Source organism: Methylobacillus sp. MM3 (assembly GCF_001645185.1).
In the GTDB taxonomy this organism is placed as follows: Bacteria; Pseudomonadota; Gammaproteobacteria; order Burkholderiales; family Methylophilaceae; genus MM2.
The window spans coordinates 1-17671 of sequence record NZ_LXTQ01000059.1; the positions used below are offsets into that span (position 1 = coordinate 1).

Annotated in this window: 23 protein-coding genes and 1 pseudogene; 5 read left to right on the plus strand and 19 right to left on the minus strand. The window is 58.1% G+C overall.

Going from position 1 to position 17671, the window contains the following annotated elements:
- The 15 genes and pseudogenes from A7976_RS15280 to rsxA form a co-directional block, all read right to left on the minus strand.
- Positions 1–641: pseudogene (locus tag A7976_RS15280) on the minus strand (hypothetical protein); the annotation flags it as partial.
- A 236-nt stretch (positions 642–877) separates the two neighbouring features.
- Positions 878–1399 (minus strand): DoxX family protein, encoded by a 522-nt coding sequence (locus tag A7976_RS14360; protein WP_082878180.1) that lies wholly within the window; start codon positions 1397–1399, stop codon positions 878–880.
- Positions 1400–1478: 79 nt separating this feature from the next.
- Positions 1479–2231, minus strand: coding sequence for a DUF2063 domain-containing protein (locus A7976_RS14365; protein ID WP_067113665.1), 753 nt, complete (start codon positions 2229–2231; stop codon positions 1479–1481).
- Positions 2228–3082: a DUF692 domain-containing protein gene (locus A7976_RS14370; protein WP_067113512.1), complete on the minus strand. Its 855-nt coding sequence runs from the start codon at positions 3080–3082 to the stop codon at positions 2228–2230. Before A7976_RS14370 ends, A7976_RS14365 begins: the two co-directional genes overlap by 4 nt.
- An 8-nt stretch (positions 3083–3090) precedes the next feature.
- Positions 3091–3435 carry a hypothetical protein gene (locus A7976_RS14375; protein ID WP_067113515.1) on the minus strand — a complete coding sequence of 115 codons (345 nt, stop codon included), beginning with the start codon at positions 3433–3435 and terminating at the stop codon, positions 3091–3093.
- Positions 3436–3461: 26 nt separating this feature from the next.
- Positions 3462–3758 (minus strand): hypothetical protein, encoded by a 297-nt coding sequence (locus tag A7976_RS15285; RefSeq protein ID WP_067113518.1) that lies wholly within the window; start codon positions 3756–3758, stop codon positions 3462–3464.
- Positions 3758–4327: a sigma-70 family RNA polymerase sigma factor gene (locus tag A7976_RS14385; protein WP_067113521.1), complete on the minus strand. Its 570-nt coding sequence runs from the start codon at positions 4325–4327 to the stop codon at positions 3758–3760. Before A7976_RS14385 ends, A7976_RS15285 begins: the two co-directional genes overlap by 1 nt.
- A 14-nt stretch (positions 4328–4341) precedes the next feature.
- Positions 4342–4800, minus strand: coding sequence for a DUF1841 family protein (locus tag A7976_RS14390; RefSeq protein ID WP_067113524.1), 459 nt, complete (start codon positions 4798–4800; stop codon positions 4342–4344).
- A complete protein-coding gene (gene nth, locus A7976_RS14395; RefSeq protein ID WP_067113526.1) occupies positions 4797–5435 on the minus strand; it encodes an endonuclease III in 639 nt (212 codons plus the stop codon). The genes A7976_RS14390 and nth overlap by 4 nt, the downstream gene beginning before the upstream one ends.
- A 13-nt stretch (positions 5436–5448) precedes the next feature.
- Positions 5449–6126: an electron transport complex subunit E gene (locus A7976_RS14400; protein ID WP_067113528.1), complete on the minus strand. Its 678-nt coding sequence runs from the start codon at positions 6124–6126 to the stop codon at positions 5449–5451.
- On the minus strand, positions 6126–6767 hold the full coding sequence (rsxG, locus tag A7976_RS14405) for an electron transport complex subunit RsxG (RefSeq protein ID WP_067113530.1): 642 nt from the start codon (positions 6765–6767) through the stop codon (positions 6126–6128). Before rsxG ends, A7976_RS14400 begins: the two co-directional genes overlap by 1 nt.
- Positions 6764–7786, minus strand: coding sequence for an electron transport complex subunit RsxD (gene rsxD, locus A7976_RS14410; protein ID WP_067113532.1), 1023 nt, complete (start codon positions 7784–7786; stop codon positions 6764–6766). The genes rsxG and rsxD overlap by 4 nt, the downstream gene beginning before the upstream one ends.
- Positions 7783–9444 carry an electron transport complex subunit RsxC gene (rsxC, locus tag A7976_RS14415; protein ID WP_067113534.1) on the minus strand — a complete coding sequence of 554 codons (1662 nt, stop codon included), beginning with the start codon at positions 9442–9444 and terminating at the stop codon, positions 7783–7785. Before rsxC ends, rsxD begins: the two co-directional genes overlap by 4 nt.
- Complete coding sequence (rsxB, locus tag A7976_RS14420; protein ID WP_067113537.1) at positions 9441–9992, minus strand: electron transport complex subunit RsxB; 552 nt, start codon at positions 9990–9992, stop codon at positions 9441–9443. Before rsxB ends, rsxC begins: the two co-directional genes overlap by 4 nt.
- Entirely contained in the window at positions 9992–10570 is a 579-nt protein-coding gene (rsxA, locus tag A7976_RS14425) for an electron transport complex subunit RsxA (protein ID WP_067113540.1), read from the minus strand. The genes rsxB and rsxA overlap by 1 nt, the downstream gene beginning before the upstream one ends.
- Positions 10571–10785: 215 nt before the next feature.
- On the opposite strand from rsxA, the gene dapA reads away from it, so the two are divergent.
- Genes dapA through A7976_RS14440 form a run of 3 tightly spaced genes read left to right on the plus strand, consistent with a single transcriptional unit; the run spans position 10786 to position 13722 of the window.
- Positions 10786–11661 carry a 4-hydroxy-tetrahydrodipicolinate synthase gene (gene dapA / locus A7976_RS14430; protein WP_067113543.1) on the plus strand — a complete coding sequence of 292 codons (876 nt, stop codon included), beginning with the start codon at positions 10786–10788 and terminating at the stop codon, positions 11659–11661.
- 13 nt (positions 11662–11674) lie between these two features.
- Positions 11675–12949 (plus strand): outer membrane protein assembly factor BamC, encoded by a 1275-nt coding sequence (gene bamC, locus A7976_RS14435; RefSeq protein WP_067113547.1) that lies wholly within the window; start codon positions 11675–11677, stop codon positions 12947–12949.
- Positions 12949–13722 (plus strand): MBL fold metallo-hydrolase, encoded by a 774-nt coding sequence (locus tag A7976_RS14440; protein ID WP_067113549.1) that lies wholly within the window; start codon positions 12949–12951, stop codon positions 13720–13722. The genes bamC and A7976_RS14440 overlap by 1 nt, the downstream gene beginning before the upstream one ends.
- Positions 13723–13791: 69 nt before the next feature.
- Here the strand turns inward: A7976_RS14440 and A7976_RS14940 are convergent, their stop codons facing one another.
- From A7976_RS14940 to A7976_RS14460, 4 genes are all read right to left on the minus strand, one after another.
- On the minus strand, positions 13792–14031 hold the full coding sequence (locus tag A7976_RS14940; protein ID WP_082878181.1) for a hypothetical protein: 240 nt from the start codon (positions 14029–14031) through the stop codon (positions 13792–13794).
- A 167-nt stretch (positions 14032–14198) separates the two neighbouring features.
- Complete coding sequence (locus A7976_RS14450) at positions 14199–15005, minus strand: hypothetical protein (protein ID WP_067113551.1); 807 nt, start codon at positions 15003–15005, stop codon at positions 14199–14201.
- Entirely contained in the window at positions 15005–15511 is a 507-nt protein-coding gene (locus tag A7976_RS14455) for a hypothetical protein (RefSeq protein WP_067113559.1), read from the minus strand. Before A7976_RS14455 ends, A7976_RS14450 begins: the two co-directional genes overlap by 1 nt.
- A 12-nt stretch (positions 15512–15523) precedes the next feature.
- Positions 15524–16636 (minus strand): cupin domain-containing protein, encoded by a 1113-nt coding sequence (locus A7976_RS14460; protein ID WP_067113563.1) that lies wholly within the window; start codon positions 16634–16636, stop codon positions 15524–15526.
- An 85-nt stretch (positions 16637–16721) separates the two neighbouring features.
- Between A7976_RS14460 and A7976_RS14465 the strand changes: the two genes are divergently transcribed.
- Entirely contained in the window at positions 16722–17183 is a 462-nt protein-coding gene (locus A7976_RS14465) for a peroxiredoxin (RefSeq protein WP_067113566.1), read from the plus strand.
- Complete coding sequence (locus tag A7976_RS14470; protein WP_067113568.1) at positions 17184–17663, plus strand: peptidylprolyl isomerase; 480 nt, start codon at positions 17184–17186, stop codon at positions 17661–17663.
- The last annotated feature ends 8 nt before the right edge of the window (positions 17664–17671 follow it).

Here is a 17671-nt window from a genome sequence, read left to right on the forward strand (position 1 = left end):
GCGCCCAGCAGCGTGCGCATCAGTTCGGCCTTGACCGGGTCGCGCCGTGCCAGTTCGCCCCAGGCGAAGCCCGACAGCTGCGATTCCAGCAGGCTGCGCATGCGCTTCAGTTCCTGGGACATTTCGGCGAAAAGAGGTTCGGAATTATCCGCCTCGGGCGAAGGCACCAGTGTCGGAACGTTATGACCGACGCTCTCTTGCGCCACAGGCTCTTCAGGCAAATCGCTGAAAAGTGGAAGGCTCCTGTCCTCGACAGAGGCAGGCATATCGTCGCCGGCAACTTCCTTGTAAGCGGAAACACCGCTATTGCCCATCTGGGGACTGCGCAAGGTTTCGAATTGCGGAGTGGTGACGCCAGGCGTGGGCTCGGCACTGGTCTGACGACGATGCAGGATTGCAGCTATGGTTTCCGGCTGGATGGAGGCCTTCTGTTGTGGCTGCGGCTGTTGTGGCTGCGGCTGACGCAAATGGGCGTGACCATCATAAGTGAGTGCCTGCACATCGCCATCGGTCACAGCCATGATCTCGACGCCTCCGGGGATACGCCGGTTGGACAATATCAAAGCGTCCGCCCCCAGCGCATCACGCACTTGTCGCAAGGCTTCACGCGTGGTGGCACCGATGAATTTACGGACTTTCATAGCACCTTTTCGGAAGGGGCAACGCCCCTTGCGTCACCGGATAATGGTCGCGCGGGAACTTGCGAATATTGAAATGATTTGCCGCCATATTTTGCGGCCAAGTTTACCACGGGAAAAGCATAAAAAGAAAAACTGCACGCCGCGTAGGTGCATTCCTATAGCCGCATAAACCGAAGATGCAGGCCGCTGATAAGAATCGAATAATCCTCATCGGCGGCCAAAATGTTCCCCTCGTTTCAACCGTTGTTCATGCGGTGCGCACGCATATTTCCGGCGACCCATCGATCCAGGCTGAGCCGGCCGGCTCCGGCAAACAGCAAGGGCAGGAACATCACCAGATACATCAACGGTAATTTGTAATTGCCGAAACCGTCGCCCTCCTCGTCCACGATGCGATAGCCGCGCAGCAGCTCGGCAAGCGTCTGCCACTGCTCCGGCCAATGCACGCCAGCGATGGCAACAACGGTGAGTATCATTAATGACAGTGAGAAAAAACGTGTTGCAATGCCTAGCGCCAATGCGACGGCACCCACCAGTTCGAACCAGATCGCGAGTTGCCAGCTGAACTCCGGCGGCAGCAGATTGAAGGGGAAAGGAAAGGCAATATCGGCAAACCAGTTCTGGCCGACCAATTTGGCATAGCCGGATTCACCAAATTCCCAGGCAAGCAATAGTCGCAATGCTAGCGGCGGGAAAAGAGGCGCAATGCATTCCAGCCATGCCGCCGCGGCCAGATACGGCCTCAAAACCAGATTCATGATTATTCTCCCTTAGCGATTTCGATGTTGGAGCAGCAGATTGGCTGCTCATCGCTTGGTCGGGAGCGTGAGAGATTACTTACAGGGGAACAATCCCCAGAATCGCGCCGCGCGCTTTCAGGTCAGCCAGGATAGGAGCGCCGAACGCCACAACCTGCTCCGCATCCGGATGCCGCAAAGTCTGCGCAATGCTCATCAGCGCCTCGCGTCCGGTACGGCTCCCGTCTTGCAGCAATTCGACCAGATGTGCACTGACAGTATTGAGTTCCATGAAACGCACTTCGTCCGCAGCGTCGCGAAACACCAGCAGGCATACGGGTTCAGTCAACGGCTGGATGGGTTTGAAGCGTGGCGAAATGCGCTGTACCGGCCAGTCATAGCGCAACAGCATCAAGGCCGATGTTAGTACCGGCTTGCCTTCGAGCATGTCGCCGTCGGCGCTCCACCTTGCAGGCATCGGCGCATCGGCCACGGCCACCGCCAGTTCCGCCCATTCGTAATGAGCGAGTTGCGGAACGAACGGCGGGATGCCGACAGGTTCGGTTTGCTGCAGCCATTGCAGGAATTCTTCGGGAATTTGCCGGAACAAAGGCGTGGCGCAACGATGACCGGCAAAAAAATCGCGTACCAGCCTGTTCCATTTTCGTACGCCAAGTACTTTCTTGCATACAGGAAAGCATCCCGACAAGGTACTTTCCATGTTGTTGAACAGCAGCTGCGCGTAAACACCGATGCGCTTTGCGGAAACGCCTGCCGGGCGCGGATTGAGATGGGGGCTGCGCGCATGGGCGCAGAACTCCTTCTGGTAGCGCTGGAAATCAGGCCGGTTCATGCGCGGACGGCCGCCGGGCTTGCCACCGACCACGGCTGTTGCAGCGCAGCGATATGCTCTACCTCGGCCACCAGCTCCGGCAAGGGCGGGATATTGAAATCGCGCTCCAGCAAGGTCGGACGCACGCCAAACAGGCGATAAGTTTCGGCCAGCAAATCCCAGACCGGATCGATCACGGTTTCGCCGTGGGTATCGATGACCAGATCGGGTGCTTTGCGAAAGTGCCCTGCGGTATGGACATAAACGATGCGCTCGCCGGGAAGGCTACGCAGATAATGCAACGGATCGAATCCGAAATTGACGCTGTTGACGTAGATATTGTTCACGTCGAGGTGCAAATCGCAATCGGCCTCTTCCAGCACGGCGCGCACGAATGTCGGTTCATCCATTTCCGAAATAGGTGCGGCAACATAAAAGGAGGCGTTTTCCACCGCGATGCGGCGCTCCAGAATGTCCTGCGCGCGGCGGATGCGCGCGGCGACATATTTGACCGCTTCTTCGGTGAACGGAATCGGCAGCAGGTCGTAAAGATAACCGCCGTCGCTGCAATAGCTCAGGTGCTCGGTATAGAGCTGAATGTGAAACTGATCGAGGAACTGCTTTACCCGCTGGAGAAAAACTTCGTTCAATGGGTCCGGCCCGCCCAGCGAGAGCGAAAGACCGTGGCATACCAGCGGATAGCGTTCGGCGAACCAGTCGAGCTGCTTGCGCGGTCGCCCGCCGACGCCTATCCAGTTTTCCGGCGCGATCTCGAAGAAATCGATGCAATCCGGCACTCCGGCCTGCAATGCGGGCATCAGCTCGCGCTTGAGGCCAAGACCGGCGCCGCGGATTTCTTCGAGTCGTGCCATGCCGTGACTCAGGACTTGTTGTCGGAGGCGCCTTCCTTGTCTTTCTTGTCGGCGCCGCAACTGCCTTCCTTACCCTTCTTGTCCGCGCCGCAGGAACCTTCCTTGCCTTCCTTCGCGCCGCAATTGCCTTCTTCGGCCTTTTTCTTCTTCATGTTGCTGCCGCACTTGCCGGCACCGCATTTGCCGTCCTGCATTTTCTCGCCGCCTTCATGATGGTCGGCAACCATGTATCCGGATGACAGCGGCTTGAGCGCAAACGGGTTTTCAGCTGCATTGGCCGCCGGCATTACACCCACTGCTGCGGCAAAAGCACCGCCAAGTACCAGAGCGAGCGTTTTTTTCTGTGCGTTCATGAAAATTCTCCTTTAAAGTTTAAAAATCAATCGGTTGAATCTAGATCGGGATTCCGCCGAGCCTCGTCATTCTGCCGGGCCTGGATCGCCACTGCCTTCGCAATGCGCTCGCGCGCATGCTTCGACAGCACCAGTCTTTCGTCGTTCTCGATATGCCGGCCCAACTGGCCGACGGCTTTCCGCAACACCTGCAATTGCCGCGTGAACTGCGTGCAGGCATCGCACATCAGCAAATGGAAGCGTAACGCCATCTGTTGACGGAATGTCAGCTGCTTCTCCATTGCTTGGGAAGCCAGCTGTGTAGCATGCTTGCAATCGAGCATCAGCGACCTCCCAGCCAGTTCATTTCGAGACACTTTCTCAGACCCATGCGGGCGCGGTACAACATTACCCAGGCATTGGTCGGCGTGATTTCCAATTCCTTACAAATTTCGTCATTGTCCGTTTCCTCCACCTCGCGCAGCAGGAAAATCCGGGCCAGATTTCCGGGCAGCCTGTCCATGCATTCCTGCAATGTCTGCAGAAACTGATCCTGCTGCAGCAAGCTGCCCGGATCGCCCCATGACTGCGGTGGCTCGGCCCAATGTCCACGCTCGGCAAAAAACTCGTCCATGCCTGGCGCGTCGTCGGAAATATCTTCCGGCGTTTCCAGCGTGGTCTCCCGCTGCTGGCGGCGAAAGTGATCGATGATTTTGTGCTTGAGAATACCAGTCAGCCAGGTACGCGGACTGGCCTTGCCGGCGTAACCGCTGCCAGCAAGCGCGGCGAGCAACGTTTCCTGCACCGCGTCTTCGGCCAGATGCGGATCGCGCAACCGCGCCAAGGCGTAGCGGTAGAGATAATCGCCGTGTTCGGCGAGCCAGTCGTGCTGATGGGCGGCAGGCGCAGTCATAGGCGCCTATTCAATCATGAAAGTGTGGATTTTGGTATGGCGGAAGCTTTTTGTTGCATGCATTCCAGATAAGCTGCCGCATCCGGGGCAGCTCGTTCGCGCTGAGCGCGCCAGATCGTTTCCGCCAGGCAATCCATGAGATCGTGCTGTGCCGCCTGCTCATCGCCATGCTTTTTGAGTAGCGATTGATACGCGGCAGCGATACCAGGGGGCTGGTCGATGGAAAGCTGTTCCAAGATGGAAAGATGCAAACTCATGTGCAGGAAAGGATTGGTCTCGCCCATTTCGGGGAAATATTCCTGCTCCCGATACCTGTCGGATGCATCGAGTACATGATGATATTCGGGATGCGCCTGCATGATCTGCAAAGCCATGCCTTCCAGCGGCGTTAGCGGCTCATTCGCACGGAATTTTCGCCAAGTCTCGAAGAAGAACTGACGCACCTGGTCGCGGCTGGGGTTGAACAGGCTCACAGCGAATACTCCTTGGCCTTGTACTCGCACAGGTCATGAATCACGCAATCGCGGCACTTGGGCTTGCGCGCCACACACACGTAGCGGCCATGCAAAATCAGCAGATGATGGGCGTCCTGCAGGTATTCCCGGGGCGTAGTCTTGACCAGCTTCTGCTCCACTTCCAGCGGCGTCTTGCCGGGCGCCAGCCCAATGCGGTTGCCGAGGCGGAAAATGTGCGTATCCACGGCAATCGTCGGATGGCCGAATGCAGTATTCAAAATGACGTTGGCGGTCTTGCGGCCTACACCTGGCAGGCTTTCCAGCGCTTCGCGCGTGTCGGGCACTTCCCCGCCGAACTTGTCGACCAGCAGACGACAGGTCGCGATAACGTTTTTTGCCTTGCTGCGGTAGAGGCCGATGGTCTTGATGTAGCTTTCCAGTCCCTCGATGCCGAGGTCGAGGATTTTCTGCGGCGTGTTGGCGACGGGAAACAGTTTGGCGGTGGCGATGTTGACGCCCTTGTCGGTGGCCTGCGCCGAAAGAATCACGGCAATCAGCAGCTCGAAAGTACTGGAGTGCGTAAGCTCCGTGGTTGGATTGGGGATGGCGACGGCAAGGCGACGAAAAATCTCGCGGCGAGTAGCGGCATTCATCGACAATAAAAGCCTAGTGCTCGGGTGCGAGCGCGGCCGGCGGAAGGGGATGGGCAATCGCCTTGCGGCTTTCCATCCAGTTGCGGCCGGCGATCAGCAAACCGAGGCCGAGGAAAGCGCCGGGCGGTAGAACTGCCAGCAGGAAGCCATGATAGTCGGGCACCACCGTCACCACGAACTGTTTGGCCGCCGGGCCGAATGCAAGATCCAGCCCGGAGAACAGCGTGCCCTTGCCCACCACTTCGCGCATGCCGCCCAACAGGCTCAGCACCAGCGTCAGACCGAGGCCCATGATGAAACCATCCACCACCGACGGCATGGTCGGATTCTTGGCCGCGAAAGCCTCGACGCGCGCCAGCACAATGCAGTTGGTCACGATCAGCGGAATGAAGATGCCCAGCACCTTGTGCAGCGGATGCATGTAGGCATTCATCGACAGATCGATCACCGTCACTAGCGCGGCAATGATGAGGATGAACACCGGGATGCGGATTTCATCCGGCACCCAGCGGCGAACAGGCGCGACGGCACCGTTGCTGGCTGCCATGACAAGCGCCGTCGCCAGTCCGAGCGAGAAGCCGTTGATCACGGTACTGGTGACAGCCAGCGTCGGGCACAGGCCCAGCAGTTGCACAACGCCCGGGTTCTGCTTCCACAGGCCGTTGTCTATGATTTCGCGGTAGTCAGCCATCACTTTCCTCCTGCTGCGGGCGCCGCGAATAATTCGTCGCGATGTCCCTCGAAATATTTCAGCGCCTTGTGCACAGCCTTCACCACGGCACGCGGCGTAATGGTGGCACCGGCCATGTAATCGAAACTGCCGCCGTCCTTTTTGACGCGCCATCCATCGTCTGGAGTTTGGGCAAGGGATTGCCCGTCGAAGTTCTTGATCCAGTCGCCGTGTGTGATGTCGATGTAATCGCCCAGCCCCGGCGTTTCCTTGTGTGCCAGCACGCGCACCCCGGCTATCGAACCGTCGACACGAACAGCCACCAGCAGCTTGATGTCACCACTGTAACCATCCGGCGCCGTCGCCTCAAGAATCGCCGCCGAAGGCTGCCCGGCCAGGCGTGCGCGGTAAGCCAGCGTTTCGTTGCGATTACCCAGCTCGCCGCCGGCAGCAACGATGGCTGCATCCTTGAGCAGGTCGTTGTCATGCAAGGCGGCGGGCAGCACCTGTTGGAACAATTCAAGCTTGGCTTGACGCTCGCTTTCCTCAATCGGCGCCCGGGTCGCAAAAAAAGCGGAGGCCAGTACCAGCGTACCCAGCACCGTAAAACCTATCATGATGCCAGTGGTGGTCAGCGTATGCTTCAGCGGTGTTTCGCTCATGATTTTCCATGCCCGAACACGCGCGGCTGAGTATAGGCATCGATCAGCGGCACGCACAGATTCATCAGCAACACGGCAAATGCAACACCATCGGGATAACCGCCGTAGGAGCGGATTACCCAGGTCAGCACGCCGATGGAGGCAGCGAAGATCAGCTTGCCTCTCGGCGTAGTCGGTCCGCTTACCGGATCGGTGGCAATGAAGAATGCGCCCAGCATCGCTGCTCCGCCGAGCAGGTGAAACATTGGTGAAGCGTGGTGCTGCGGGTCAATCACGTAGAAAAGCCCGGAAATCGCGGCCAGCCCCCCGAGAAGAGCTACCGGGATATGCCAGGTAATGATGCGCTGCTGTATCAGATATAAACCGCCGAGCAGGTAGGCGCCGGCGACGATTTCGCTGCCCTTGGCACCGAAGGCCCCGAACACCGGCGCGCTGACAATATCCGTCATCGCATGATCCAGCTTGAGTTGGGTCTTGAGATAATCCAGCGGCGTCGCGGTACTGATCGCGTCGAGTTGCACCCCTGCCGGCAAGACCCTTCCGAAAATATAGGCCAGTTGATCGGCAAAGGAGAGCCTGGCCTGAGCCAGTTCCAGGGGAGCCGGCCATTGCGTCATAATGACCGGAAAGGAAATCAGCAATACCGCATAGCCTATCATCGCGGGATTGAACGGGTTGTAACCCAACCCGCCGTAAAGCTGCTTGGCGACCACGATTGCGAACATCGTACCGACCACCACCAGCCACCACGGCGCCAGCGGCGGCAATGCCAGGGCCAGCAGCCACGCGGTGACCAGCGCGCTGTTGTCTGACAGGAAAGGCATGATCGGGCGGCGGCGCAGCCTGAGCATCAGCGCTTCGGACGCCAATGCAGTGACCGACGCCAGGGCCAGCGTGATCAGGATGCCGCTGCCAAAAAGCCATGCATAGGCGACGATGCCCGGCACCAGCGCGAGCAGTACCTTGAACATGAGGGCGCTGACAGTGGTATTGCCGGTGATATAAGGTGGCGCGCTCATCCGTTTTCCTGTTTTTCTTTCACTACATTCGCCGCCTCTGGCTCAGCAGCGGTTGCTTCGGCGCGGCGAACGTCGATAGCGGCCACTTCGGCCTTCGCTGCGTCTGAAAGGTCTTCCGTATTTTTGGGCTGAACTTCGGCTTTCTGTGCCTTGGCCCGCTCCATTGCGGCAGCTATCGCGGCTTTTTTCGCCGCGTCCGCATCTGCATCCGCGCTTTCAGCCTTGGCTCCGGCGGCACGTTGCGCATGTTTCGCTGCGCGCTCCTGTTTTTCGCGCTCTATCCGCTCCAGGCGGAATTCATTGCGCTCGCGAGCAAGGTTGGCAGCTTCCTTGGCCTTGTCCTGGGCGATGATTTCGCTCTTGGCAAAACGGTAGTACTGCACCAGTGGAATATTGCTCGGGCAGACATAGCTGCAGCAACCACACTCGATGCAATCAAAGAGTTTGTATTCGCGCGCCTTGTCGAGATTTTGCGATTTAGCGAACCAGTACAACTCCTGCGGCTGCAAGCTGACAGGGCAAGCATCGGCGCACCGCGCGCAACGGATGCACGGCAACACCGGCGGCGGCGCAGGAAATAACCGGGGCGCACTTGCGATGATGCAGTTGGTCGCCTTGATCACGGGCACCTGCATCGAAGGCAGGCTGAAACCCATCATCGGCCCGCCCATGATCAAACCGTTGGTATTGGGCAATTCGCCACCCGCGGCTTCCAGCAGCGCCGTCATCGGCGTGCCCAGAGGCACCTCGAAGTTACCCGGACGCGCTACATTGCCGGTCACGGTCACGATGCGCGAAACGACGGTCTCGCCGAGCGAAAAATAACGATAGACGGCTGTCATCGTCGCAACGTTGAAAACCTGGATGCCGACGTCGCTGGAACGTTTGTCACTGGGCACCTCAATACCTGTCAGCAGCGCCGTCAGCCGCCGCGCATCGCCGCTGGGGTATAACGTTGGCACCACGGCCACGTCAATTTTCACTGCACTACGAGCGCACGCCTCACGCATGGCGCGCTCTGCTTCAGGCTTATTATCCTCAATGCCGACTATGCACTTTTCCGGGCCTAGCAGGTAATGAGCGATCTCGATGCCCCTGACGATTTCGTCGGCGCGCTCCCGCATCAGCATATCGTCGCAGGTGATGTAAGGCTCGCATTCCGCGCCGTTGATAATCAGGGTCTTGATCCCCGACCCGCCGCCTGGACGCAGCTTGATCTGCGTGGGGAAAGCAGCACCGCCCATACCGACGATCCCCGATACCCGCAGGCTGGAAATCATTTCGGCACGGTCGCGCTGCCGCCAATCGGTTGGATTCAGCGGCATCCAGCGGTTTTCACCGTCAGGATTCAGCGTGATGCTCACGTCGGGCAAACCAGACGGATGCGGAATCGATTGATCTTCTATCGACACGATGGTGCCCGAGGTCGGCGCATGCACTGCCGCCGAAATCGCGCCGACGGCCTCCGCCAATAATTGCCCCTTCAGCACATGATCGCCGGGCTGCACAAGTATTTTGGGAAGATTACCCACATGCTGGCGCAGCGGCAGCACCAGTGTGCCGGAAACCGGCAGAACCTGGATCGGCTGTCCGGTGGACTCCAGCTTGTGCTCCGGCGGGTGCACGCCGCCGCTGAATTTGAATAAACGGGAGATCATGCGGTTTGCTTGAGACTATAAACGGGATAACGCCACTTCCAGTTGGCGACGGACTCCTGGATCGGCTCCATCGAGATGCAATCCACCGGACAAGGCGCCACGCACAACTCGCAGCCGGTGCATTCGGAGGCGATGATGGTGTGCATGTGCTTGGCGGCGCCGAGAATGGCATCCACCGGACAGGCCTGGATGCAGAGCGTGCAACCGATGCACAGGTTTTCGTCGATGACCGCAACGGATTTTGGTTTGGGCAATCCATGTTCGGCATTGAGCGGCTTGGGCTCCACCCCCAGCAGATCAGCCAGTGCACGCATGCCGCTATCGCCGCCCGGCGGGCACTGATTGATATCCGCCTCGCCCTTGGCAATCGCGGTTGCGTAAGGTTTGCAGCCGGGATAGCCGCACTGACCACACTGGGTCTGCGGCAGAATGGCGTCGATCTTGTCGACCAGCGGGTCGCCTTCCACCTTGAACTTGAGCGCGGAATAGCCGAGCACGATGCCCAGCAGCAGGGCCAGACCCAGCATCACCAGCAAGGCAGTCAGCATTATCGGATCAACCCCGCAAAACCCATGAAGGCGAGGCTCATCAGCCCGGCAGTCACCATCGCAATGGCAGAACCCTGGAAGGATGCCGGCACATCGGCGGCCTCAAGGCGTTCGCGCATCGACGCGAAAAGTATCAGCACCAGCGAGAAACCGACAGCCCCGCCGAAACCGAACAACAAGGACTCCATGAAATTATGGTTGGCCTGGACATTGAGCAGCGGAATGCCCAGCACCGCGCAGTTGGTGGTGATCAAGGGCAAATAGACGCCGAGAGATTGATACAGCACCGGACTGGTTTTCTCGATCACCATTTCGGTAAACTGCACCACACCGGCGATGACAACGATGAAAGACAGCGTGCGCAGATAAAAGAGATCCGTTCCGAGCAGATATTCATTGATAAGGTAACTGCTGCCGGAGCCAAGCGTCAGCACGAAAGTCGTGGCTGCACCCATGGCAATGGAGGTTTCCAGTTTCTTGGAAACGCCCATGAAGGGGCACAGCCCCAGAATCTTGACCAGAACGATGTTGTTGACCAGTATCGTGCCGACCAGAATCAGGATGTAGCTTTCGACCATGTACTGCCAACTCTGGAGGTAAATGTCGGATTATCCCCTGCCGGGGGAATTCGTTCAATATCAAAGGCTCTTGCAATGCCCATTTTCCTCGGCTGCTGGGGCAAGAAATGCGGGGCTGCGGCAAAACCCAAGTGTAAAGACATGTCAGAGATTATTTTTCGACATCCATTTCGGTTAGAATAACGCGGTTTATCAATCAAGTTATCAGGTAGAACATGCTGAAAGGCAGCCTTGTTGCCATCGTCACGCCGATGCACGCGGATGGCACGTTGGATCTCGCATCACTGCGCTCGCTCATCGATTTTCATGCCGACCAGGGAACCGACGGTATCGTCATCGTCGGCACCACCGGCGAATCGCCCACCGTCGATTTCGAAGAGCATTGCCTGCTCATTCGCACCACCGTTGAGCAGACGGCCGGGCGTTTGCCGGTCATCGCCGGCACCGGTGCCAATTGCACGCGCGAAGCCATCGAGTTGACGCAGCAGGCGAAGGAGGCCGGCGCAGACGCCTGCCTGCTAGTCGCCCCTTACTATAACAAGCCGATGCAGGAAGGGTTGTTCCAGCACTTCAAGGCGATTGCCGAAGCAGTGGACATCCCGCAGATCCTGTACAACGTGCCGGGCCGCACCGGTTGCGACATCGCCAACGACACCGCGTTGCGCCTGGCGCAGATCCCGAACATCGTGGGCATCAAGGATGCCACCGGCAACATCGAGCGCGGTACCGACCTGCTTCGTCGCGCACCGGCCGACTTTGCAATCTACAGCGGCGACGACGCCTCCTCGCTGGCATTGATGCTACTCGGCGGCCATGGCACGATTTCCGTCACCGCCAACGTGGCGCCGAAACTGATGCATGCAATGTGCGCTGCCGCTTTTGCCGGCGACCTCGCACGGGCGCGCGACATCAACCGCAAGCTGTTTCCGCTGCATCAAAAGCTGTTCATCGAAGCCAACCCGATTCCCGCCAAATGGATATTGGCCGAAATGGGACTGATCGGGCATGGGATCCGGCTGCCTTTGACGCCGCTGGCCCCGCAATATCACGAAACCCTGCGCGACGCGATGCGTAGCGCAGAAATCATTTAACGCAGGAAGCCGAATGAGTACATCCAAAGCACGTATCTGCATCGTTTCGCTGCTGTCCATCCTGGTTTTGGCCGGCTGCGATTCGATTCCTTTCATCGACACCACCTCCGATTACAAGAGCGCAGGCCGCGGCAAGCCGCTGGAAGTTCCGCCCGACCTGACATCGGCATCCGCTTCCGACACCTACAATGTGCCGGGCGGCACCACCTACTCTCAGTACAGCGAAGGCCAAGGGCAGCAAGAGGAGCAAACGGAAAAAATCCTGCCGACCTCGGATAGCGTCAAGATGGAGCGTGCGGGCTCGCAACGCTGGCTGGTCGTGCAAGCTCCGCCTGAAAAAGTCTGGCCGGTCGTGCGCGAGTTCTGGAACGAGCTCGGCTTTGCCGTGCGCACCGAGAATCCGCAGACTGGCGTCATGGAAACCGAATGGGTAGACCCTTCGGATCTGACCAAGGACAAGGAAGGCAACTACCTGGATAAATTCCAGGGCTGGCTGGACAAGCTGAATGCTCTCAGCAGCCGTCAGAAATTCCGCACCCGCATCGACCGCGGCACGGAAGAAGAGACTACCGAAGTTTATCTGAGCCACCGCTCCGTCAGCGATGTGCCTGACGACGGCAAGCAGCGCGTCCGCACCATATACGGTGAAGTAGAAACTGGTTACAGGAACGAGGATTTCGAAAAGAAAAAAGGCAGCAAGGAAGGACGCGCCATTGCCGAAGATATCGATGCCGAATTGCTGCGTCGCCTGATGGTGCGCATGGGGGTGGAAGAACAGAAGTCGCACACCATCATGGCCGCCGCCTCCACGGAAAAACGTGCAACGTTCGAGCAGGACAAGTCCGGCAATACCAAGCTCACCGTCAACGATCCATTCGATCGCGCATGGCGTCGCGTCGGCCTGGCACTCGACCGCATCGGCTTCGTCGTGGAAGACCGCGATCGCTCGCGCGGCGTTTTCTTTGTACGATACTCCGACATCAGCATCGACGACCCCCAGTCCGAAGCAAAGAAGAAAGGTCTGCTGGATACTCTGAAATTCTGGGGTGACGACGAGGAAGAAAAATCCAAGGCGCCCGCTCCGAAAAAAGAAGAGAAAGGCCTGACCGACAAGCTCAAGTTCTGGGGCGAGGACAAGGACAAGGCCGAGCGCGAGAAACAATATCGCATCCAGATCGGCCGCGGCGAAGAAACCAGCGCCGTCACCGTGACCGACCAGAATGGCCAGGTTGACGTCTCGCCCACAGCCAACCGCATTCTGGCAATGCTCTACGACCAATTGAAATAATGCGCTTTGCATCCCTCGGCAGCGGTAGTGCCGGCAACGCCCTGGTGGCGGAAGCCGGCACGACGCGGCTGATGGTGGATTGCGGCTTCGGCATACGCGAAACCGAACAGCGCCTCGCCCGACTCGGGCTATCACCACAAGACATCAACGGCATTCTTGTCACACACGAACATGACGACCACGCAGGTGGCGTATTCAGGTTCGCGGCAAAACACGACATTACCGTCTGGACCACCCACGGCACGCTGCGTGCCGCACAACGCTACGTTCCAGCCGGATTCCACGCCCCCCTGATGGTCATAGACAGCCACACATCATTTTGCGTTGGCAGTTTGGAAGTTCACCCTTTTCCCGTTCCTCACGATGCAGGCGAACCCGTGCAATACGTGCTGTCCGATGGTGCGCGAAAACTCGGCATATTGACGGATACCGGCAGCAGTACACCGCATATCGAATACATGCTGGACCGATGCAACGCGCTGGTACTGGAATGTAATCACGACCTGGACATGCTGATGAATGGACCTTATGCCTGGCCGCTCAAGCAGCGGGTAAAAAGCCGGCTTGGCCACCTGGATAATGCAACATCGGCAGCGCTGCTTGCGAAGCTGGACAATAGCAAGTTACAACATTTGATTGCGGCTCACCTGAGTGAAAAAAACAATACGCCGGCACTCGCGGTTGATGCCTTGGCCGAGGCCATGACTTGTGAAAAGGAATGGATAGAGGTGGCAACGCAGGCGGAAGGATTCGGCTGGCGCCAAATCGTGTAGGTAAAACCATGCACCACAAAAACAAAAAGCCGGCAAAGCCGGCTTTTTGTCGTTCAAGCAATAAAACTATTACTTGGCTTCTGCAGGAGCAGCAGGAGCAGCTTCCGGAGCAGGAGCGGCTTCCGGAGCGGGAGCAGCTTCAGGAGCAGGAGCGGCTTCCGGAGCGGGAGCAGCTTCAGGAGCAGCAGGAGCTTCAGCAGCGGGAGCTTCAACAGCAGGAGCTTCAGCAGCAGGAGCTTCTTCTTCCTTTTGGCCACAAGCGGTCAGAGCCAGAGCCAGCAGAGCGGCGAGCAGAGCGGAACGAGTCATTTTTTATCCTTAACGAGACAATGTGTTGAAAAATCTGTTGTACGGAGCCAACCAATAACGGATTGGTACCGAGTGGGCAAAATTTTATAGAGTTTTTTTTGGAAATACTAGTAGTTTCCAAGCATGGCAAGAGTTTTTCGCTAAATATAAAACGATTCAGCCTCCGTCTACTCGATCAACACCCATAACTGACTGGTGTTTTCCGTTTTTCCTGTTCCGCGCGCAAGTATCGCCCGACTCACCTCATCTCGACCCTGCATCGTTCCACCAAGGTTGAACCATTCGCCCGGCGCGACCCGCACAGTAGTCGCCAATTCCTGGAACTCCACCACGCCGTCATTGCGCAACGAAGCAATGCGAGGAGCGATCTCTAGCTCGATAGCTTGCCCTATCTGACGCGGCAGTACGGAGAACCCGGTGGTAATGTCGCGATATTGCACCGTTTGCTGCATATGCGCATAGCGCCGGAGGATGGTCATCCAGCTTTCGGTAAACGGCACCGACTGTCCGACGGCAATGAAAGCACGAGCGCCATCCAGGACGCTGATATATTCGCTTCCGCGCGTATGGCTGGATGTCTCGCGACTATCCATTTCGATGATAATGCTGTTCCTGCCGGGCCCGGGGCCCGAGCGCTGTATCCGGACATCGTCACCCAGGCTTCCGCCAGCTTCGAGCCGGCCCGTGGAGGAATGACTGCTGCCGGACCGATCGACCCGGATACGGTAGGTTCTACTTTCGACATCAAGCTGCGCGACAGCCTGCTCGATGGCCGTCATGCGCTCGGACGGAACATCGACAAAAAGATGATTGCCGGAAGCGCTGACGACTCCGCCCTGCCCGGCCAAGGGTTGCAACGCAGGCAGCAAGTCCTGGCCGAAGCGATGCTGCAAGGTGATGATCTTGAACTGGTTTTCTGCCCAGGCTGCGCCACAAACAAAAATCAGGATCAGAATCTGAATCAAACGGCGCATCACAGCCCCAATGTTGTTGCGAACACGGCGGGATGAGAGGCTTCGAGCAATTGCTGGAAACGCTCCTCGATTTGCCGGGCACCGGCCGGATCACTGATTGCCAGCAGCGAGCGTGTGCCGTCCCGATGAAAGCGATGCACGTAGTGCAAGTCATCGGCCACCACGAAGGGATCCATCGCGATTCGCGCGTGCTCCATGGTCTTGTGGATAGCCATGGCGTGGCTGTATGACTTCAGGAGATTCATGATGCGCGGACAATAGGCGCTGACATGCTCCGTCTCATGCAGGATGATGATCAGACGATTCTTGCCGCTTTTGCGCAGGAAGGCATTCAGGGCATCGTAGCGCTTCAGGCTGCTGTAGCCGCCACTGGCCAGGTCGCCGTCGAAAATATGCAGCGTGTGTTGCGCGCTATCGATCACGCGATCGATAGCGGATTCGTAATCCCTTTCGCCGCTGAGCATCTGGCGCTGCCCGTTCGTGCCATTTTCCGGAGTTTCCTGCATCGTTCGCGCTCCTCAGAAATGTAGATAGCCTGCACTCACCCATTGATGCAACAATGCCACCGCTTCATCCGGAACCGATGCGCCAGGTGGCAGCATGCGCTTATCCGCGAGTTCGCACAGCAGTGCCAGCAACTCGCCCTCAACCTGCACCGTTTCCCCATTGATGAAGATGCGATTACCGCGAAATAGCATCTGGCTTTTCAGATCAAGCCGCAAACCTTTTTTCGTCAGATGCTCGCGGAACTTGTCCATGCCGATACGGCGCGGTCGCTCGAACACGACATGCGGCTTGGGTTCGGTCAGATAGCTTCCAAGAAAATCCGCGACGTCATCGCCGCTCCAGTGTATGCCTTGCAGCATGGTCTCCACTTTATTCACCATCTGCCCGCTCAACTCCGCCGGGCGTGACTGGGCTTCCAGATCGGGATCGGCGTACAGGCCTTCCAGATGCAGACGGTCCTGCATGAACACCAGGAACTGCGTCGCAAGCTCCTGCGTCGAAGGCGCGCGGAAACCGATCGAATAGGTCGTGCAATCGCCAACGGCGATACCCCAGTGCGCCAGCCTGGGTGGCAGGTACAGCATGTCGCCGGGATTCAGCACCCACTCCTGGTCGATGCGGAAGTTCTTAAGAATGCGCAACGGCGAATCCGGTACCAGCGTCATGTCGTCTTGCCCGCTGATGCGCCACATGCGCTGCCCGACACCTTGCAGCAGAAACACGTCGTAGGAATCGAAATGCGGCCCGACGCCGCCGCCATCTGGTGCAAAGCTCACCATCAGGTCGTCCAGGCGAGCGCGCGGGATAAAGTCGAACTCGTGCAGCAATTCGTCCGCCTCGGGCAGATGATGGTTGACGCCCTGAACCAGCAGGGTCCAGTCCTTTTCAGGCAATTGCGCGAAACGCTCCTCCACGAATGGCCCCTGCTCCAGCTTCCATTTGCCGCGTTGCTGCAGTACCAATCGCGATTGGACATCCTCTTCGCAAGCGAGCCCGGCGAGCTCGTTTGGCGACAGAATCTCGCCGAATCCGGGAAAGGCATTGCGCACCAGCAAAGGCTTTTTTTGCCAGTACTCTTCAATGAATTGGCGCGCGCTGAGGCCGCCGAGCATGGTTTTTTTCATGGCGTCATCATAGCCGATTGTTTCTTGCCTTTAAAAATCGGTTATGCGGTAGAATTATTTCGTCCCCCAACCTTCGCGAGACCCTATGCCGCAACCCGGATCGCCCGCGCCCGATTTCACCTTGCCCGATGCAGACATGGAGCTGTTCAAGCTCTCCAAGCTCAAGGGGAAAGCGGTCGTCCTCTATTTTTATCCCAAGGACGACACGCCCGGCTGCACCGTTCAGGCCATCGAGTTCAGCGACCTAGAAGAGGAATACGCCAAGCATGGCGCCATCGTTCTCGGCGTCAGCCGCGACGATTGCATGAGTCATGCGGGATTCCGCGACAAGCATGGGCTGGCCATCGCCCTGCTTTCGGATGTCGACGGCAAGGTCTGCGAAAAATACGGCGTCTGGCAGGAGAAGGAAAAGGACGGCATCAAAAAGATGGGCATCGTGCGCTCCACCTTCGTCATCGACAGGGAAGGCGTCGTGCGTCACGCGCTCTACGGCGTCAGCGCCAAAGGCCATGCGGCCGAAATTTTAAATCTGATCAAGGAACTGTGAATGCATATCGCTATGAACACCGTTGTCTCGATCACGTACGAACTGCGTGATACCGACGGCAATATTCTGGAAAGCACGTCCGAGCCGGTGACCTACCTGCATGGCGGCTATGACAATATCTTCCCCAAGGTGGAAGAAGAACTGCACGGCAAGAAAGTCGGCGACAGCGTCGCCCTGGTGCTGGAACCCGTGGACGCTTTCGGCGAATACGACGAAGAGCTGGTGCAGATCGAGCCGCAGAGCGCCTTCCCGGTCGACAAGCTCGAAGTCGGCATGCAGTTCGAAGGCGAAGACCCGAGCGGCGACGTGGTGCTGTACACCATCACCGACATCGGCGACGGCAAGGTCGTGGTCGACGGCAACCATCCCTGGGCCGGCGAACGCGTGAACTTCACCTGCACCGTCACCGACATTCGCACAGCGACCAAGGAAGAAATCAACCACGGTCATGTGCATGGACCGGGCGGGCATCATCACTAAGTTTCAAT

Bases quoted from the DNA above. Each gene is read 5' to 3' on its own strand.
- A7976_RS14360 (WP_082878180.1), bottom strand. From the start codon at position 1,399: ATGAATCTGGTTTTGAGGCCGTATCTGGCCGCGGCGGCATGGCTGGAA.
- A7976_RS14365 (WP_067113665.1), bottom strand. From the start codon at position 2,231: ATGAACCGGCCTGATTTCCAGCGCTACCAGAAGGAGTTCTGCGCCCAT.
- A7976_RS14370 (WP_067113512.1), bottom strand. From the start codon at position 3,082: ATGGCACGACTCGAAGAAATCCGCGGCGCCGGTCTTGGCCTCAAGCGC.
- A7976_RS14375 (WP_067113515.1), bottom strand. From the start codon at position 3,435: ATGAACGCACAGAAAAAAACGCTCGCTCTGGTACTTGGCGGTGCTTTT.
- A7976_RS15285 (WP_067113518.1), bottom strand. From the start codon at position 3,758: ATGCTCGATTGCAAGCATGCTACACAGCTGGCTTCCCAAGCAATGGAG.
- A7976_RS14385 (WP_067113521.1), bottom strand. From the start codon at position 4,327: ATGACTGCGCCTGCCGCCCATCAGCACGACTGGCTCGCCGAACACGGC.
- nth (WP_067113526.1), bottom strand. From the start codon at position 5,435: ATGAATGCCGCTACTCGCCGCGAGATTTTTCGTCGCCTTGCCGTCGCC.
- A7976_RS14400 (WP_067113528.1), bottom strand. From the start codon at position 6,126: ATGGCTGACTACCGCGAAATCATAGACAACGGCCTGTGGAAGCAGAAC.
- rsxG (WP_067113530.1), bottom strand. From the start codon at position 6,767: ATGAGCGAAACACCGCTGAAGCATACGCTGACCACCACTGGCATCATG.
- rsxD (WP_067113532.1), bottom strand. From the start codon at position 7,786: ATGAGCGCGCCACCTTATATCACCGGCAATACCACTGTCAGCGCCCTC.
- rsxC (WP_067113534.1), bottom strand. From the start codon at position 9,444: ATGATCTCCCGTTTATTCAAATTCAGCGGCGGCGTGCACCCGCCGGAG.
- rsxB (WP_067113537.1), bottom strand. From the start codon at position 9,992: ATGCTGACTGCCTTGCTGGTGATGCTGGGTCTGGCCCTGCTGCTGGGC.
- rsxA (WP_067113540.1), bottom strand. From the start codon at position 10,570: ATGGTCGAAAGCTACATCCTGATTCTGGTCGGCACGATACTGGTCAAC.
- dapA (WP_067113543.1), top strand. From the start codon at position 10,786: ATGCTGAAAGGCAGCCTTGTTGCCATCGTCACGCCGATGCACGCGGAT.
- bamC (WP_067113547.1), top strand. From the start codon at position 11,675: ATGAGTACATCCAAAGCACGTATCTGCATCGTTTCGCTGCTGTCCATC.
- A7976_RS14440 (WP_067113549.1), top strand. From the start codon at position 12,949: ATGCGCTTTGCATCCCTCGGCAGCGGTAGTGCCGGCAACGCCCTGGTG.
- A7976_RS14940 (WP_082878181.1), bottom strand. From the start codon at position 14,031: ATGACTCGTTCCGCTCTGCTCGCCGCTCTGCTGGCTCTGGCTCTGACC.
- A7976_RS14450 (WP_067113551.1), bottom strand. From the start codon at position 15,005: ATGCGCCGTTTGATTCAGATTCTGATCCTGATTTTTGTTTGTGGCGCA.
- A7976_RS14455 (WP_067113559.1), bottom strand. From the start codon at position 15,511: ATGCAGGAAACTCCGGAAAATGGCACGAACGGGCAGCGCCAGATGCTC.
- A7976_RS14460 (WP_067113563.1), bottom strand. From the start codon at position 16,636: ATGAAAAAAACCATGCTCGGCGGCCTCAGCGCGCGCCAATTCATTGAA.
- A7976_RS14465 (WP_067113566.1), top strand. From the start codon at position 16,722: ATGCCGCAACCCGGATCGCCCGCGCCCGATTTCACCTTGCCCGATGCA.
- A7976_RS14470 (WP_067113568.1), top strand. From the start codon at position 17,184: ATGCATATCGCTATGAACACCGTTGTCTCGATCACGTACGAACTGCGT.